This window comes from Streptomyces sp. NPDC087310, from assembly GCF_044744405.1.
In the GTDB taxonomy this organism is placed as follows: Bacteria; Actinomycetota; Actinomycetes; order Streptomycetales; family Streptomycetaceae; genus Streptomyces.
This window is the reverse complement of sequence record NZ_JBIUYF010000010.1, coordinates 326,114-341,506: the sequence shown is the minus strand read 5'-3', so window position 1 is coordinate 341,506 and position 15,393 is coordinate 326,114. Positions and strand designations below refer to the sequence as shown.

The 15,393-nt window shown below is 72.4% G+C and carries 10 protein-coding genes and 1 pseudogene; 5 read left to right on the top strand and 6 right to left on the bottom strand.

The genetic code is table 11. From position 1 onward, the window contains the following. Positions 1–145: 145 nt before the first annotated feature. Entirely contained in the window at positions 146–2,383 is a 2,238-nt protein-coding gene (gene glgX / locus ACIO3P_RS34570) for a glycogen debranching protein GlgX (protein ID WP_401851731.1), read from the top strand. Positions 2,384–2,446: 63 nt separating this feature from the next. Here glgX and ACIO3P_RS34565 read toward each other — a convergent pair. From ACIO3P_RS34565 to ACIO3P_RS34550, 4 genes and pseudogenes are all read right to left on the bottom strand, one after another. Further along, a pseudogene (locus ACIO3P_RS34565) lies at positions 2,447–3,113 on the bottom strand (response regulator). After that, positions 3,106–4,341 carry a sensor histidine kinase gene (locus ACIO3P_RS34560; protein ID WP_401851733.1) on the bottom strand — a complete coding sequence of 412 codons (1,236 nt, stop codon included), beginning with the start codon at positions 4,339–4,341 and terminating at the stop codon, positions 3,106–3,108. The pseudogene ACIO3P_RS34565 and the gene ACIO3P_RS34560 overlap by 8 nt, the downstream one beginning before the upstream one ends. Before the next feature lie 166 nt (positions 4,342–4,507). Continuing rightward, complete coding sequence (locus ACIO3P_RS34555; RefSeq protein WP_401850969.1) at positions 4,508–5,290, bottom strand: ABC transporter permease; 783 nt, start codon at positions 5,288–5,290, stop codon at positions 4,508–4,510. A 4-nt stretch (positions 5,291–5,294) separates the two neighbouring features. Beyond that, positions 5,295–6,239 carry an ABC transporter ATP-binding protein gene (locus tag ACIO3P_RS34550; protein ID WP_401850971.1) on the bottom strand — a complete coding sequence of 315 codons (945 nt, stop codon included), beginning with the start codon at positions 6,237–6,239 and terminating at the stop codon, positions 5,295–5,297. A gap of 152 nt (positions 6,240–6,391) precedes the next feature. Here ACIO3P_RS34550 and ACIO3P_RS34545 point away from each other — a divergent pair, with 152 nt between their 5' ends. From ACIO3P_RS34545 to ACIO3P_RS34535, 3 genes are all read left to right on the top strand, one after another. Further along, the gene (locus ACIO3P_RS34545; protein WP_401850974.1) at positions 6,392–8,293 is read left to right on the top strand and encodes an ABC transporter ATP-binding protein; all 1,902 of its coding nucleotides are present in this window, start codon (positions 6,392–6,394) and stop codon (positions 8,291–8,293) included. Next, positions 8,290–10,203: an ABC transporter ATP-binding protein gene (locus ACIO3P_RS34540; RefSeq protein WP_401850977.1), complete on the top strand. Its 1,914-nt coding sequence runs from the start codon at positions 8,290–8,292 to the stop codon at positions 10,201–10,203. Before ACIO3P_RS34545 ends, ACIO3P_RS34540 begins: the two co-directional genes overlap by 4 nt. An 81-nt stretch (positions 10,204–10,284) precedes the next feature. Further along, positions 10,285–10,860: a TetR family transcriptional regulator gene (locus tag ACIO3P_RS34535; protein ID WP_401850979.1), complete on the top strand. Its 576-nt coding sequence runs from the start codon at positions 10,285–10,287 to the stop codon at positions 10,858–10,860. A 33-nt stretch (positions 10,861–10,893) separates the two neighbouring features. Here the strand turns inward: ACIO3P_RS34535 and ACIO3P_RS34530 are convergent, their stop codons facing one another. Beyond that, positions 10,894–11,547: a hypothetical protein gene (locus ACIO3P_RS34530; protein WP_329829600.1), complete on the bottom strand. Its 654-nt coding sequence runs from the start codon at positions 11,545–11,547 to the stop codon at positions 10,894–10,896. Continuing rightward, on the bottom strand, positions 11,544–14,177 hold the full coding sequence (locus ACIO3P_RS34525; protein WP_401850982.1) for a hypothetical protein: 2,634 nt from the start codon (positions 14,175–14,177) through the stop codon (positions 11,544–11,546). Before ACIO3P_RS34525 ends, ACIO3P_RS34530 begins: the two co-directional genes overlap by 4 nt. A gap of 338 nt (positions 14,178–14,515) precedes the next feature. On the opposite strand from ACIO3P_RS34525, the gene ACIO3P_RS34520 reads away from it, so the two are divergent. After that, positions 14,516–15,391, top strand: a complete 876-nt coding sequence (locus ACIO3P_RS34520) for an isocitrate lyase/PEP mutase family protein (protein ID WP_329829598.1) — start codon at positions 14,516–14,518, stop codon at positions 15,389–15,391. Positions 15,392–15,393 lie beyond the last annotated feature (2 nt).

The following is a 15,393-nucleotide window of genomic DNA, read 5'->3' as shown; positions in this document are numbered from 1 at the left end:
ATGAGCCGCGGGAGGCCGGTCAGTGGCGAGCGCAGCCGAGCAGGAGACAGTCCACCAGGAACGCGCCAGGAAGCACGTCGTGCAGCACGCCACGGAAACGGAAGACGTGACGGAACACGTCGCGCGACACGTCACGGAACATGCCATGGAGGGGGAGCCGCCCGGCACCCCCATCCCCGCGCCCGTCGTCAGGCCGGGCTCGGCGACCCCGCTCGGGGCCCGCTACCGGGTCGCTCGCGACGGGGTGGCGGGCACCAACTTCGCGCTGTGGGCGGGCGGCGCCGAGGCGGTCGAGGTCTGTCTCTACGACGACCACGGCGCCGAGAGCCGGCTGCCGCTGACCGAGCTGACCCATGAGATCTGGCACGGCTTCGTGCCCGGCGTACGCCCCGGGCAGCGGTACGGATTCCGGGTCCACGGCCGCTGGGACCCCTGGACGGGGGCCCGCTGGAACCCGGCGAAGCTGCTGCTCGACCCGTACGCGCGGGCCGTCGACGGGGAGTTCGCGCTGCCCCCCGAGGTCTACGGCCACGTACGGGACTGGCCGCAGCCGCAGGTCGCCGACACCGTGCGCGACGACCGCGACTCCGCCCCGTTCGTCCCCAAGGGGGTCGTCGTCCACGACGCGGCGCCCGACGACGGCTGGACGGACGACCGGCGGCCCAAGACGCCCCTGGCCGACTCCGTCATCTACGAGCTGCACGTACGGGGCTTCACCAAGCTCCACCCGGGGATCCCGGAGAAGCTGCGCGGTACGTACGCGGGCCTCGCGCACCCGGAGGCGATCGGCCACCTCCGGCGCCTCGGGGTGACGGCGGTCGAGCTGCTCCCCGTCCACCAGTTCGCGCACGAGGACCACCTCCTGCGGCGCGGACAGCGCAACTACTGGGGCTACAACTCCGTCGGCTACTTCGCCCCGCACGCCGGGTACGCCGCGAGCGGCACCCGCGGCCAGCAGGTCGAGGAGTTCAAGGAGATGGTGCGCGCGCTGCACGCGGCCGGGATAGAGGTCATCCTCGACGTGGTCTACAACCACACGGCGGAGGCCGGCGAGCGGGGCCCGACGCTCTCCCTGCGCGGGATCGACAACCGCGGCTACTACCGGCTGCCCGCCGACGCCCGCCGGTACACCGACTACACCGGCTGCGGGAACACCCTGCACGTGGTGCAGCCGCACGTGCTGCGGCTCATCACCGACTCGCTGCGCTACTGGGTGACGGAGATGGGCGTGGACGGCTTCCGCTTCGACCTGGCGGCGGCCCTGGCCCGCTCCATGCACGACGTCGACATGCTCTCGCCCTTCCTCGCCGTGATCGCCCAGGACCCGGTGCTGCGCCGGGTGAAGCTGATCGCCGAACCGTGGGACGTGGGCAGCGGCGGCTACCAGGTCGGGGCGTTCCCGCCACTGTGGACGGAGTGGAACGACCGCTACCGCGACGCCGTACGGGACTTCTGGCGCGGCGCCCTGCCCGACGTACGGGACCTCGGCTACCGGCTCTCCGGGTCGAGCGACCTGTACGCGTGGGGCGGCCGGCGGCCGTACGCCTCCGTCAACTTCATCACCGCGCACGACGGCTTCACTCTGCGCGACCTGGTGTCGTACGAGCGGAAGCACAACGAGGCGAACGGCGAGGGCAACCGGGACGGGACGAACGACAACCGGTCCTGGAACTGCGGCGCCGAGGGCCCGAGCGACGACCCCGCGGTCAACGCCCTGCGCTGGCGCCAGCTCCGGAACCTGCTGACCACGCTGCTGGTGTCGACGGGCGTGCCGATGCTGGTGGCGGGCGACGAGATGGGCCGTACGCAGGGCGGCAACAACAACGCGTACTGCCAGGACAACGAGGTGAGCTGGGTCGACTGGTCGCTGCTCGACGAGGGGCCCGCCGACGGCGCCGACGCTCGGGACAGGGCGGACGGTACGGAGAACGGGCCGCTGGAGCTGCACCGGCTGACCGTCCGGCTCCTCGCCCTGCGCCGCGCCCACCCCGTACTGCGCCGCCGCGCCTTCTTCTCCGGCCGCCGCCAGGCCCCGGACGGACTGCGGGACCTGGCGTGGTTCACCCCGTACGGCGCGGAGATGACGGAGGCGGACTGGTACGCCCCGGCGTCGACGCTCGGGCTCTTCCTCTCCGGGCGCGACATCCCGGGGCGGGACGCGCGCGGCGAGAAGATCACGGACGACAGCTTCCTGACGGTCCTCCACGCGGGCCCCCGGCCGGTGGAGTTCACGCTGCCGGGGCCGCCGTGGGCGGCCGCGTACGAACTGGTGGTGGACACGGCGCGCACGGACCAGCGGGAGGCTCCGGGGACGGCGCACAAGGGGGGTGCGGTGGTACGGGTCCCGGCGCGGGCGGCGCTGCTGTTCCGGGTGGTCGCGTGACGGGGCGTCAGGGACGGGCGGGTCGGGGACGGGGGGCGTCAGGGACGGTGCGGTGATGTGCGGTCAGCCGAGGATGCCCCGGTCGTAGCCGGCCGCGACCGCCGCCGCGCGGTCCTTCACGCCCAGCTTGGCGTAGAGATGGGTGAGATGGGTCTTCACCGTGGCCTCGCTGATGAACAGTTCGACGGCGATCTCGCGGTTCGGCGTGCCCCTGGCGACCCAGCCCAGCACCTCGCGCTCACGCGCCGACAGGGGTTCGCCCCCCGGCGGCCGGGGCCCGTACGTGGGAGACGAGGCGGGAGGCGACGGCGGGCGAGAGGACCGTACGGCCGTCGGCGGCGGCCCGTACCGCCGTGAACAGCTCCTCGCGGGGCGCGTCCTTGAGCAGATAGCCCGTCGCGCCCGCCTCGATCGCGGGGAGCGTGTCGGAGTCCGTGTCGTACGTGGTGAGGACGAGGACCCTGGCGCGGGCGCCGCCGCGGGTGAGTTCGGCGATCGCCTCGACCCCGCCGCCGCCCGGCATCCGCAGGTCCATCAGGACGACGTCGGGGTCGAGACGGACGGCGAGCGCGACGCCCTCGACACCGTTCGCGGCCTCGCCGAGCACCCGGAAGCCGGGCGCGGACTCGAACATGCCGCGCAGACCGTCCCGTACGACCGGATGGTCGTCGACGACGATCAGGGTGATGATCCTGTCCGGTGTGCCGGTCCCGCCGGTCCTGTCAGCCATGGGGCACCAACGGTACGCGAGCCGAGACCGCCGTCCCCTCCCCCGCCGCCGACTCGACGGTGACCGTGCCCGCGAGGCGTTCCGCCCTGGCGCGCATCCCGGCCAGGCCGAAGCCGCCCGTACCGGAGCGCGGGGGCGGGGCGAGCGCGTCGAAGCCGCGGCCGTCGTCCCGTATGTCGAGGCTGATCTCGTCGCCCATGTAGGAGAGCGTGACGCCCACGCGGCGCGCCTGCGCATGCCGGGCGGTGTTGGCCAGGGCTTCCTGGGCGATACGGAGCAGGGTCGCCGCGACCTCGTCGTGCAGCGGCTCCTCCGTACCCGTGACGGTGAACCCGGCCCGCAGCCCGGAGCGTTCGGCCCAGGTGGCGACCGTCTTCCGGAGCGCCTTGGGGAGCGTGTCGTGCTCCAGCTCGGCCGGGCCGAGGTTCTGTACGGATCTGCGCGCCTGGCCGAGGCTGTGCCGGGCGAGGTCGGCGGCCCGCTCCAGATGAAGGCGGGCGAGCGCGTGGTCGGGGGTGGCGGTGACCACCTGGAGCTGGGCGATGATCCCGGCCAGGCCCTGCGCGATGGTGTCGTGGATCTCGGCGGCGAGCCGGCGGCGCTCGTCGGCGACACCGGCCTCCCTCGCCTGGACGAGCAACTGGGCCTGGAGGGCGGCGTTCTCGGTGAGGGCCTGTTCCAGCCGGGCGTTGGTGCGCTCCAGTTCCGCGATCGTGGCGGCCTTCTCCCGTACGTTCTCGGCCTCCCGGGTCGCGAGATGGCCGAAGATGAAGACAAGGGAGCAGTGCAGCAGGAAGAGCGCCCCGAGGACGAACGCCTGGAGCGGGGACGTCGGCGGCAGCCCGCCCGACTGCGCGCCCGCCATGGTGACGGCGGTGACGAACATGCCGGTGCGGGCGTACCGCCGGGGCAGCAGCCGGTCGACGTCGAAATAGCCGAGGATGGCGTAGATCGAGTAGAAGGGGTGCAGCCAGGCGAGCGCGAACGCGAGGGCCGTACGGGCCACGTAGTACGCCCGCGCGGGCCGGGACTGCACGGGCACCCGGCCGCGGGTCCGGTGCCACCACAGTTGGAGCGCGAGGGCCGCGAGCAGCAGCGCGGCGCTGGGGACGGGCGCGCGGTGGCTGTCGACGAGGGCCGAGATGCCGGTGGAGAGGGCGAGCGTGGCGTACGGGCCCCAGCGGAAGAACTGCTCCCAGCGCTCCTCCACGGAGACGGAGACGGACACAGGCAGGGGCGCGGGCGCGGTGGTCGGGGTGGTCTCGGTCGTCGGGGTCGTCTCGGTGGTCGGGGAGGTCGGGGGGCCGGACATCTCCCCAGTGTGCCCGCGTGCCGCCGCGGTGGCCGCTCTCACCCGGACACCCCACTGTTCACCCCGAGGCCCACCCCGGCGTTCACTCCCACCGGAACCAGCGGGCCGCCCCGGCCGTCAGCACCACGGCCCACAGCGCCGTCACCCCGAGATGGCCCCAGCCCGGCCAGTCGCCGCGCATCGCCTGGTCGAGCGCCTGGGAAGCGGCGCCGAAGGGGGTGAGTTCGACGAGGTGGCGCAGGGTGCCCGGCATCGTCTGCACCGGCATCCAGACCCCCGCGGTGAACATCGCGGGGAAGAAGGCGGCGGAGCCGACGGCCCCGGCGATCTTCTGCGTACGGGAAACCGCCGACACCACCGCGCCCAGCGCGAGGGCGCTCACCGTGGCGAGGACCAGGGCCAGCGCGTAACCGGTGAGCTGGCCCGGCGGCTTGACACCGAAGGCGGTTCTGCCCACGACGATCACCAGGACGGCGGAGCAGAGCGCCGCGGCCCCGTGCAGCACGATCTGCGCGCCGAGCAGGGAGGCGGGCCGTACGGGGGTCGCCGACATCCGGCGCAGGATGCCGCGTTCGCGGTAGCCGGTGAGGACGGGCGGCATGGCCTGGAGCCCGGACATGATCATGGCGAGCAGAACACCGATGGGCACGTAGAGGTCGATGACGCGCCGGCCGCCGAGCTCGTCCGAGGGCTCGCGGTAGGAGGGGATCAGTCCGAGGATCGTCGTCAGGACGGTCGGGAAGAGGACGACCCAGAAGAGGCTTCCCGGCTCGCGGAGGAAGAGCTGGGCCTCGGCCCTGACGACAGCGACAGCGGCGGCGGAACGGGGAGGGATGGCGGGACGCGGGGTGGCAGGGGCGGGCATCGGCTCAGGTCTTCTTTCCGGCGGGGGTCGCGGGGGCGGGGGCGGTGGTGTCCGCCGTCCCCGTGAGGTCGAGGAACGCGTCGTCCAGGGTCGCCTCGGTGACCCGGAGCTGGTGCGCGGTGACGCGGTGCCGGGCGAGCAGGGTGATCACGGCGTTGACGGTGTCGTCCGTCCCGTTGATCACCACGCGGTCGCCCCGTGTGTCGACGGAGACCGCCTGCGGCAGCGCGGCCAGTTCGGTGTCGTCGAGCGGCGCGGAGGGGGTGAAGGAGATGACGGTGGCGGCGGCCGAGCGGCCGATCAGCCCGGACGGGGTGTCGAGGGCGGCGATCCGGCCGTGGTCGATCACGGCGATACGGTCGCAGAGGCGCTGGGCCTCCTCCATGAAATGGGTGACCAGCAACACGGTCACGCCGGAGTCCCGTACCTCCTCGATCAGGCTCCAGGTGTCGCGGCGGGCGCGCGGGTCGAGTCCGGTGGTCAGCTCGTCGAGGACGACCACGCGCGGGTTGCCGATCAGCGCGAGGGCGATGAACAGCCGCTGCTTCTGGCCGCCGGAGAGCTTCGCGAACCGGGTCGTCAGCCGGGCGGTCAGGCCGAGCCGTTCGGCCAGGGGCCGCCAGTCGGCCGGCTCCGGGTAGAAGGCCGCGTACAGCTCCAGCGCCTCCCGTACGGTCAGTTTGGCCTGGAGCTCGCTCTCCTGGAGCTGTGCGCCGAGGGTCCGGGTCACGAGGTCGTGTTCGGCGACCGGGTCGAGCCCGGCGACCCGGACCGTACCGCCGTCCGGGATCCGGAGGCCCTCGACGCATTCGACGGTGGTCGTCTTCCCGGCGCCGTTGGGTCCGAGGATCCCGAAGATCTCCCCCTCGTCCACGGTGAAGGAGACGCCGTCCACCACCGTTCGGCCGCCGTACGCCTTGCGCAGGCCGTTCACTTCGATGATCGCCATGCGTACGAGGGTTCCGTGCGGCGGGGACGGGCGGCATCGGCCATCGCGCTCGACTCGCCATCATCCGATCAGTTGATGTGCTGGTACGACCGGACGAGAGTGGCAGGAAAACCACATGAGCGTTGTCAGTGGCGGACCGTAGGCTCGCTCTGATGACCGAGACAGACACACCCGCCGAGGACCGGTCCGGGGAACGCCCCGGGGAGCGGTCCTCCTCCGTCCGTTCGCTGCTGCGGCTGTGGCCGTACGTACGACCGGTGCGCAGGCGTCTCGCGACGGCGGCGGTCGTCGCGATAGTGGCCTCGTGCCTGGGGCTGGTGATGCCGCTCGTCCTGAAGTGGATGGTGGACGGCCCGGTGAAGGACCGGGACCCCGGCGGCGTCTGGCTCGGCGCGCTGGCGCTGCTGGCGCTGGGGGTCGCGGAGGCGCTGCTGTTCGGGCTGCGGCGGTGGCTGGTGGCCCGGCCGCTGGCGGGGGTCGAGGCGGCGATGCGCGCCGATCTCTACCGCCATCTGCAACGGCTGCCGGTGGCCTTCCACGACCGGTGGCCCTCGGGCCAGTTGCTGTCGCGCGGCACGACGGACCTGATGCTGCTCCGGATGTTCCTGGCGTTCCCGCTGACCTTCCTGCTGGTCAACGCGACGACGATCCTGGTCGGTTTTGTCATTCTGCTGCTCCAGGACTGGTCGCTGGGGCTGGTGCTGCTGGTCCCCGTCGTCCCGCTGGTGATCGTCTGTTCGCTCTTCGAGACGCGGTACTCACTGGTCGCGCGGAAGGCGCAGGACCAGGTCGGCGATCTGACGACGGTGGTCGAGGAGAGCGTGCTCGGCATCCGGATCATCAAGGGGTTCGGCCGCCACCGCAGCCAGGCGCTGGCCTTCCGTGAGCTGGCGCGGCGGCTGCGCGCGACGGAGCTGGGCAAGGCGCGGCTGCTGGCCGGCATCTGGGCCGTGATCATGACCGTTCCCGAGCTGGCCATCGGCGCGGCGCTGGTGCTGGGCACGATCCAGGTGGCGGACGGCGGGCTCTCGGCGGGCACGCTGGTGGCGTTCCTGTCGACGGCTCTGGCGCTGCGCTGGCCGGTGGAGTCGATCGGGTTCCTGCTGGCGATGAGCCAGGAGTCGGCGACGGCGACCGACCGGTACTTCGAGGTGATGGACGTACGGGAGGAAACGGAACCGGAGGAGCCGGAGACGCCGGCGGAGCAGGAGCCGGCGGCCGGGGTCCTCGCGGCGGACCCGGGCGGCCCCGGGGGCGGGCTGCGCTTCGAGGGGGTCTCGTTCCGCTACCCCGACGCCGCCGCCGACTCCGCGCCCGTCCTGGACCGGGTCGATCTGCACATCAGATCCGGCGAGACGATGGCGCTGGTCGGCGCCACGGGGTCGGGCAAGACGACGCTGACCGCGCTCGTACCCCGGCTGCACGAGACGACGGCGGGGCGGATCACCCTGGACGGGCAGGACATCACGGAGCTGCCCAGACGGCGGCTGCGGGAGCTGGTGTCCGTGGCCTTCGAGGAGCCCACGCTCTTCTCGGCCACCGTCGGGGAGAACGTGCTGATGGGCGCGGCGGGCGCCGGACCGGACGCGCTGCCGCGCGCGCTGGACGTGGCGCAGGCGGACTTCGTCGAGGCGCTGCCCCACGGCGCGCGGACCGAGGTGGGCGAGCAGGGCCACAGCCTCTCCGGCGGCCAGCGCCAACGGCTCGCGCTGGCCAGGGCGGTGGCCGGCCGGCCGCGCTTCCTCGTTTTGGACGACCCGCTCTCCGCGCTGGACGTGCACACGGAGGCGCGGGTGGAGGCGGCGCTGCGGCGGGTCCTGCGGGAGACGACGGCGCTGGTCGTGGCGCACCGGCCGTCGACGGTGCTGCTCGCCGACCGGGTGGCGCTGATCTCCGGGGGCCGGATCGCCGCCGTGGGGACGCATCAGGAGCTGCTGCGGAGCAGCGCGGAGTACGCGTGGCTGATGTCGGGGGCCTCGGAGCCCGCCCCGGAGCCGGCCCCGGAGCCCGCCTCGGAGCCCGCCTCGGAGCCCGTTGAGGAGAGTGTCCGATGACGACGTCGACCACGACGGACGCGCACGGCCCGGAGCCGGATCCGGTCGAGGCGCCCCTGCCGTCGCCCCCGCCGTCGTCGGGGCCCGCGCCCGATCCGGCCGGTGCGGGGGCGGGCCCGGACGACCCCTTCGGGAAGGACGCGCTGCCCGCGCCCCCGGGCGCCACCGGCGCGCTGCTGCGGTCCCTGCTGCGCGCGCGGCGTACGCGGGTGGCGGTGGCCGCGCTCCTCCTGCTGCTCCAGCAGGCCGTGATGCAGGCCGGGCCGCTGATCGTCGCGTACGCCATCGACCGGGGCGTGCCCGCGTTCCGCGCCGGGGAGTACGGGCCGCTGTACGCCGTCGGCGCGGGGTATCTGATCTGCTCGGTGGGGTCGGGCGCCCTCCAGTACGCGTTCATCCGGGCCTCCGCCCGGATCAACCAGGACGTGCTCCTCGATCTGCGCGGCCGTATCTTCCGCCACGCCCAGGCGCTGAGCGTCGACTTCCACGAGCGGTACACCTCGGGGCGGCTGATCTCCCGGTCGACCACGGATGTGGAGTCGCTGCGCGAGCTGCTGAGCGAGGGCCTTCAGGAACTCATCGCCGTGGTGCTGGCCTTCGTCTACATCTCGGCGCTGCTGCTCTACCTGGACGTGGGGCTCGGCGCGGTGGCCGTGGCGTCCTTCGTACCGCTCTATCTGCTGGTACGGCTCTACCAGCGGCGGGCGGCCCTGGCCTACTCCCGGCGCTCCACCGCGATCGCGGCCGTCATCGTGAAGTTCGCGGAGACGATGAACGGCATCAGGCCGGTGCAGGCGTTCCGGCGCGAGCGCGCCAACGACGCGGACTTCGGTGCGCTCAACCACCGTCACGAGCGCAGCAACGGCGACGCGATCCTGGAGATGGCCCGCTATGTGACCGGCTCCCGGCTCGTCGCGAACACGGCCGTCGCCGGGATCGTCCTCTGGGGCGCCTACCGGGTGGCGGACGGCACTCTGCCGCTCGGGGTGCTCGCGGCGGCGGCGCTCTATCTGCGGCGGCTGTACGACCCGATCGACCGGCTCGGGATGTTCCTCAACTCGTACCAGTCGGCCGCCGCCTCCATGGAGAAGATCGCGGGCCTGCTGGCCCAGACCCCGTCCGTGCCGGAGGCGGAGCGGCCGAGGGAACTGCCCGCGACGGAGGGCGGGTTCCCGGGCCGGGCGGCCGTCTTCGAGGGGGTGCGCTTCGCGTACCGCACGGGCGGCGAGGTCCTGCCCCGCTTCGATCTGACCATCCCGGCGGGCCAGACGGTCGCGGTCGTCGGCTCGACGGGCGCGGGCAAGTCCACCCTGGCCAAGCTGCTGGCCCGGTTCTACGACCCGACGGAGGGCCGGATCCTGCTGGACGGCGTGGACCTGCGCGAGCTGGACACGCCCGAGCTGCGGCGCGGGGTGGTGATGGTGACCCAGGAGGCGTTCCTCTTCTCCGGCACGGTCGCGGAGAACATCGCCATCGGCCGCCCGGACGCCGGCCGCGCGGAGATCGAGGCGGCGGCGAAGGCGATCGGCGCGCACGCCTTCATCAGCGGTCTGCCGGACGGCTACGACACGGATGTACGCAAGCGGGGCGGCCGGATCTCGGCGGGGCAGCGCCAGTTGGTCGCGTTCGCCCGCGCGCTGCTCGCCGACCCGGCGGTGCTGATCCTGGACGAGGCGACCAGCTCGCTGGACATCCCGGGCGAGCGCGCGGTGCAGCGCGCGATGGACACGGTGCTGCACGGCCGTACGGCGGTGGTCATCGCCCACCGTCTGTCGACGGTCGAGATCGCGGACCGGGTCCTGGTGATGGAGCACGGCCGCATCGTGGAGGACGGCGCCCCGGCCGACCTGATCGCGGGCACGGGCCGCTTCGCCGGTCTGCACCGCGCGTGGCGGGACAGCCTGGCCTGAGCGGCGCCCGGCGGCGGGCCCGCCGGGTGCGATGATGCTGCCGAGGTGATGTCAGCCACTGCCCTCGCGTAGGATCAGCGTATGAGCCGATGGGAGCCCAACGCGCGCGGGCGGATCGAGCAGGCCGCGCTGGAGCTCTACGGCGAGCGCGGATTCGAGCAGACGACCGTGGCGGAGATCGCCGGGCGCGCGGGGCTCACGGAGCGCACGTTCTTCCGGCACTTCGCCGACAAGCGCGAGGTCCTGTTCGCGGGCGCGGGCTCACTGGAACAGCACATCCTGGACGCCCTCACCCGTGTCCCCGATGCCACCGCGCCGATCGACGCGGTGGGCGCCGCGCTGGAGGTCACCGGGGACCTCTTCCGGGACCGCCGCGAGCAGTCCCGCCGGCGCCAGGCCGTCATCGCGGCGAACGCCGAACTCCAGGAGCGCGAGCTGATCAAACTCGCCTCCCTGTCCGCCGCGCTCGCCGAAGCCCTCCGCCACCGCGGCGTCGCGGACCCGGCCGCGAGCCTGGCCGCCGAGGCGGGCACCGCCGTCTTCAAGATCGCGTTCGAACGCTGGATCGGGGGAACCGGCCACGAGGACCTGTCGGAGCTCGTCCGGGACTCGCTGGCCGAGCTGAAGGCCGTCACCGCGGGCGACCGGCCGCACTGACCTCGCCGGGGGCCGCGATCCCCCGGCGGGGCTTCAGCGCCCGGACCCGGCCCCGGTGTCCGCCTCCGCGGCCAGTTCCCGTACCTCGGCCGGCAGCCCCCCGTCGTGTGCCAGCCGGGTCAGGGCCTCGTGGCTGCCCGGTAGTTCGGGGGTGAGGCGGAGCAGCCATACGGCCTGTTCGGCGGCGACGCCCCGGTGCGCGTACCGCTCCGCGAGGTCGGTCGCCCAGGGGGTGAGCGCCGTGGTGTCGTCGACCATCAGGCCGCACCAGCGCAGCACCTCCTGCGCGATCCAGGCGGAGATACGGCGGGTCCAGCGCGCCGTGAAGTCGGTGGTGTCCAGGCCCGCCCGCGCGCACCGCGCCTCGGCCTCGGCCATGCGCTCCCGGGTCACGTCGCGCGCGTACGGCATGAGGGCCCGCAGCACGGCCCTGGCCTCGACCCAGTCGGGCAGGTCCTCCCCCTCGCCGAGGTCCTTCGCGCGGACCTCGGGGGGCGGCTCCGGCACGGCGAGGGGGGCCGCCGGGAGGCATGCCTCCAGTACGGTGCGGGCGAGCGCGAGGTTCCCGGGGCTCTCCTCGGTCTCCGGAGGCCAGCCGAAGCCGGCGCCCCAGGAGTACGGGAGGGCCCGTACCGCCTCGGGGAGCAGTGGCGTCCCGGCGTTCCCGCCGTCGTCCGTCGTCGTCACGACACCCCCAGGTATTCCATCGCGCTCTTGGGATCCTTCATCTTGCCCGAGTCGCGCGCGGCCTGCTTCTCCGCCGCGCTCTTCCCGTTCCAGGCGGCGTCCAGGTCCTTGAGCTGCTTGGGGGTGAGGTCCTGGCCGGCGATCCTGGCCCCGAGGCCGTTGTCCGCGATGGTCTGCGCGGGGGTGCCCTCAGGGATCGCGCCGGTCTTCTTGTCCTTCTGGAAGCCGTCGAAGATCTTGTCCCAGTCCTTCTGGGTCTGGATCTCGTAGCGCGCCGCCCTGGGCGGGTTCGCCCCGTCCTCCTTGGCCCACTTGCCGAGCTTCTCCGCCTGGGCGCGCAGGGACGCCTGCGTGGTGGCGTTGGCGGTGTTCTTGACCTCCGAGACGTGGATGCTGCCGTCCTTGCCCTTGTAGACGACATCGGCGTCGTCGATGCCCTTGAGGTCGACGGTGGTGCCGTCCCCGAGGTCCACCGACTGGCGGCCCTTCTTCTCACCGACGGCCGCGTACACCTTGGTGCCGGGCGCGGCCTCCAGGTCGGCGGCGCGCTTGGCGGCGCGGACCTCGGCCATGGCCTCGGCGAGCTGGTGGCGGTCGTTGGCCTTCAGGACGGTCGCACCCAGGGAGCCGCGGCTCTGGTTGTCGATGCCCTTGGTGCCGAGCATGTCGGAGAGGTCGTCCAGCGCGGCGGCCAGCTCGTCCTTGCCGAACTCGCCACGGCTGAGGTCCGGGTTGTCCTTGGCCTTCGCGGAGAGCTTGTCGACCGCGCCCTCGTTGAGGTTGTAGCGGTCCTCCTTGGGCGTCTTCTGCTTGTTCTTCGCGTCCAGGATGGTCTGCTTCGCCCGGTCGGCCGCGTCGCCGAGTTCGGCGCCGTCGGCGGCCCGGTCCGCGTCGTCGGCCTCCTTCTGCGCGTCCCGCGCGTCGTCGGCCTCCGCCCCCTCGCACCGCTTCGTGCCGCCGCCCTCCGCGAGGACGATCAGCGGTACGGAGGCACGGGCCGAGGCGAGGACCCCGGTACCGGAGCCGGCCACACCGGCCGGGCCGCCGTCACCGCCGTCGTACGAGCCACCGCCGTACGGTACGAGCCGGGCGCCGCCCAGCGCGATGCTGCAACTGCCCTTCTCCTCGACCTTCTTGGCCGCCTCGTCGGCATGCCGCTGCGCCTCGTCGGCCGCCTCGCGCGCGGCCTTGGAGTCGCCGAGGCCCGCCGCCTTCCGTGCCTTGTTCGCGGCGCCCTTGGCCTTCTCCGCGCCGTCCGCGATGGCCTGGGCGATCTTGCCCAGCTTGCCGAGCTTGCTGGTCTTCCCGGCGACCTTGGCGGCGTTGTAGCCGGGGATGAAGAGCGAACCGATGTTCCAGGCGACGTTGGTGACGGCCTGGGTCTTCTCGCCCCGGTTCCAGGTCTCACGGACGTCGTCCCCGATGAACATGTCGTCCAGGACCCGGCCGCCGGTCTTGAGCGAGGCACCGGTCCAGTCGCCCAGCGCGCCGAGGTAGTCGCCGTCGCCCCACTTGTCGGAGGCGTCCTTCGAGTCGTCCGACCACTTGTCGCCGAGCGACTTGCCGTAGTCCATCAGGCCGTTGAAGGTGTCGACCGGGTGGATGACCGTGTTGAACATGCCGGAGAGGTCGCCCCCGATCCCGTCGACGAACAGGCCCTCACCGACCTGCCCCGCCTTGTCCCAGGTGCAGCCCCAGAAGCCGGAGCAGTCGGCCTTCTTGTCGTCGCCGTCGCCGCCCTCGTCGCCCTTGTGCTCCTCGCCGGGGGCGAAGATGGGCTCGTACGGGTCGGTGGGGTCGCCCGCCTCGTCGGGGTCACCGGGGGCCTCGGACCCACCGGGGGCGTCGGCCGTACCGCCGGAGGTGTCGGCTCCGCCGGCGCCACCCGTGCCACCGGTGCCGCCGGTGCCACCCGTACCGCCGGTGGCTCCGCCCGTCGTACCGCCGCTGGAGGTGCCGCCGTCCGCCGTACCGCCGGACTGGTTCCCCTGGTTCTCCTGGTTCTCATTGCCGTCCCGCGCCTCGATCGCGTCGCCCCCGCCGCCCTCCGTGGCGCAGGACATGTCGAAGACCGAGCAGATACGGGCCTGGACGCCGCCGCCGATCTGCGCGGCCCCGAGCACGAGTCCCCCGATGATCGCCACGACGACGAGGACGAGCCCGAGGTACTCCATCGCGGTCTGCCCGCGGTCGCGCCGCCACGTGATCATGTGCGAGAAGGAGAACCGCGGGCTCCCGGCCCGCTCGTACTCCGCCAGCGTGAACCACTCGCGGCTCCGCACCCGGCTCAGCAGCACCAGGATCACCACGGGCAGCAGGAGTTGGGTGAAGCCCTGGCCGGAGCCGTCACCGATGGTGGACAGACCGCCGAGGATCAGCCACACCTGGACGGCGACCAGCCCCCACCAGACCCGGACCCCACCGGTCGGCGCCTGCCGCACCAGCATCCAGCCGGCCACGCCGGGGAGGGCCGCGTACGCCACCACCCCGATCAGCCTGCCGTCCACCGCACCGACCATGACGGCGGTCAGGAAGATCCCGAGACCGCCGAGAAGCGTCGCGCCGAACAGGACGTACACCAGCAGGCGAGCCACCACGAGCTGCCTGGGCATGGACTGGGACTTGGGCATGGACTGTGGAACAGCACCGTAGAAAGACATGTCAGACCTCAAACTGCCCCGGTGAAAGGGCCGTTCATGGTGGCGCACCTCGCCCCACCCCCCGTTCGGGCGACAGTACGGGTAATGACCGGAACACGTCATGGGCCCCAGGACCCAATCCCGGGCCCAATCCACCGGATCGGGACAACCAGATCCGGACAGGACGGATAATCAAATTTTGCCAAACCGGGGAATACTCCGGTGTGTCGCGTTACCGGCTCTTTGTGTTCTGTAAATCTTCTCCCGTAATCCACCGCACACCCCGTCCCGGAACGCGTCGAAGAACGCGTTCCGGACAGAGGAGAGCCATGCGCTACGGCAACGCCCTGCGAGAAGCGGTTCAATCACCGCGCACCACACCGCTCATCGGAATTTACGACATGTACTCGGCCTCGATCGCGGCCCAGCACTACAACGGTTTCTTCGTCTCCGGATTCGGGTTCGCCGCCTCGCACTACGGGCTCCCCGACATCGGATACATCGCGTGGCCCGACATGGTGGCCTTCGCCGAACGGCTCCGGCTGGCCTTCCCCAAGCACCACATGCTGGTGGACATCGACGACGGCTACGTCGACCCCGAGGTCGCCTGCCACGTCGTACAGCGGCTGGAGCGCGCCGGGGCCTCCGGGGTGATCCTGGAGGACCAGAAGCGGCCCCGCCGCTGCGGGCACGCGGACGGCAAGCTGATCCTCCCGCTGGAGGAGTACCTGGCCAAGCTGGACCTGGTGCTGCGCAGCCGGGAGGACCTGCTCGTGGTGGCCCGTACGGACGCCACGGAGGAGGCGGAGATCATCCGGCGGGCCGAGGCGCTCGCGGAGACCGACGCGGACGTCGTCCTCGTCGACGGGGTGCGCAGCGTGGAGTGGATCCGGAAGATCCGTTCCGTCGTCGGCGACAAGCCCCTGCTGTTCAACCAGATCGCGGGCGGCAAGTCGCCGCGGCTCTCGCTCACCGAACTGTCGGAACTCGGCGTCGATGTCGCCATCTACAGCACGCCGTGCCTTTTCGCCGCGCACGGTGCGATCGACAGCGCGCTCATCGATCTGAAAATGGAGGACGGGCGGCTGCCCGACACCCGGGAAACCGGCGCCATCGGAGTGAAGGGCGCCACGGAACTGCTGGAGAAGAACATCAGCAGACATCACGACCTCCGGAATTCCGTACCGGTTCCCGCCTCCGTCTGAGC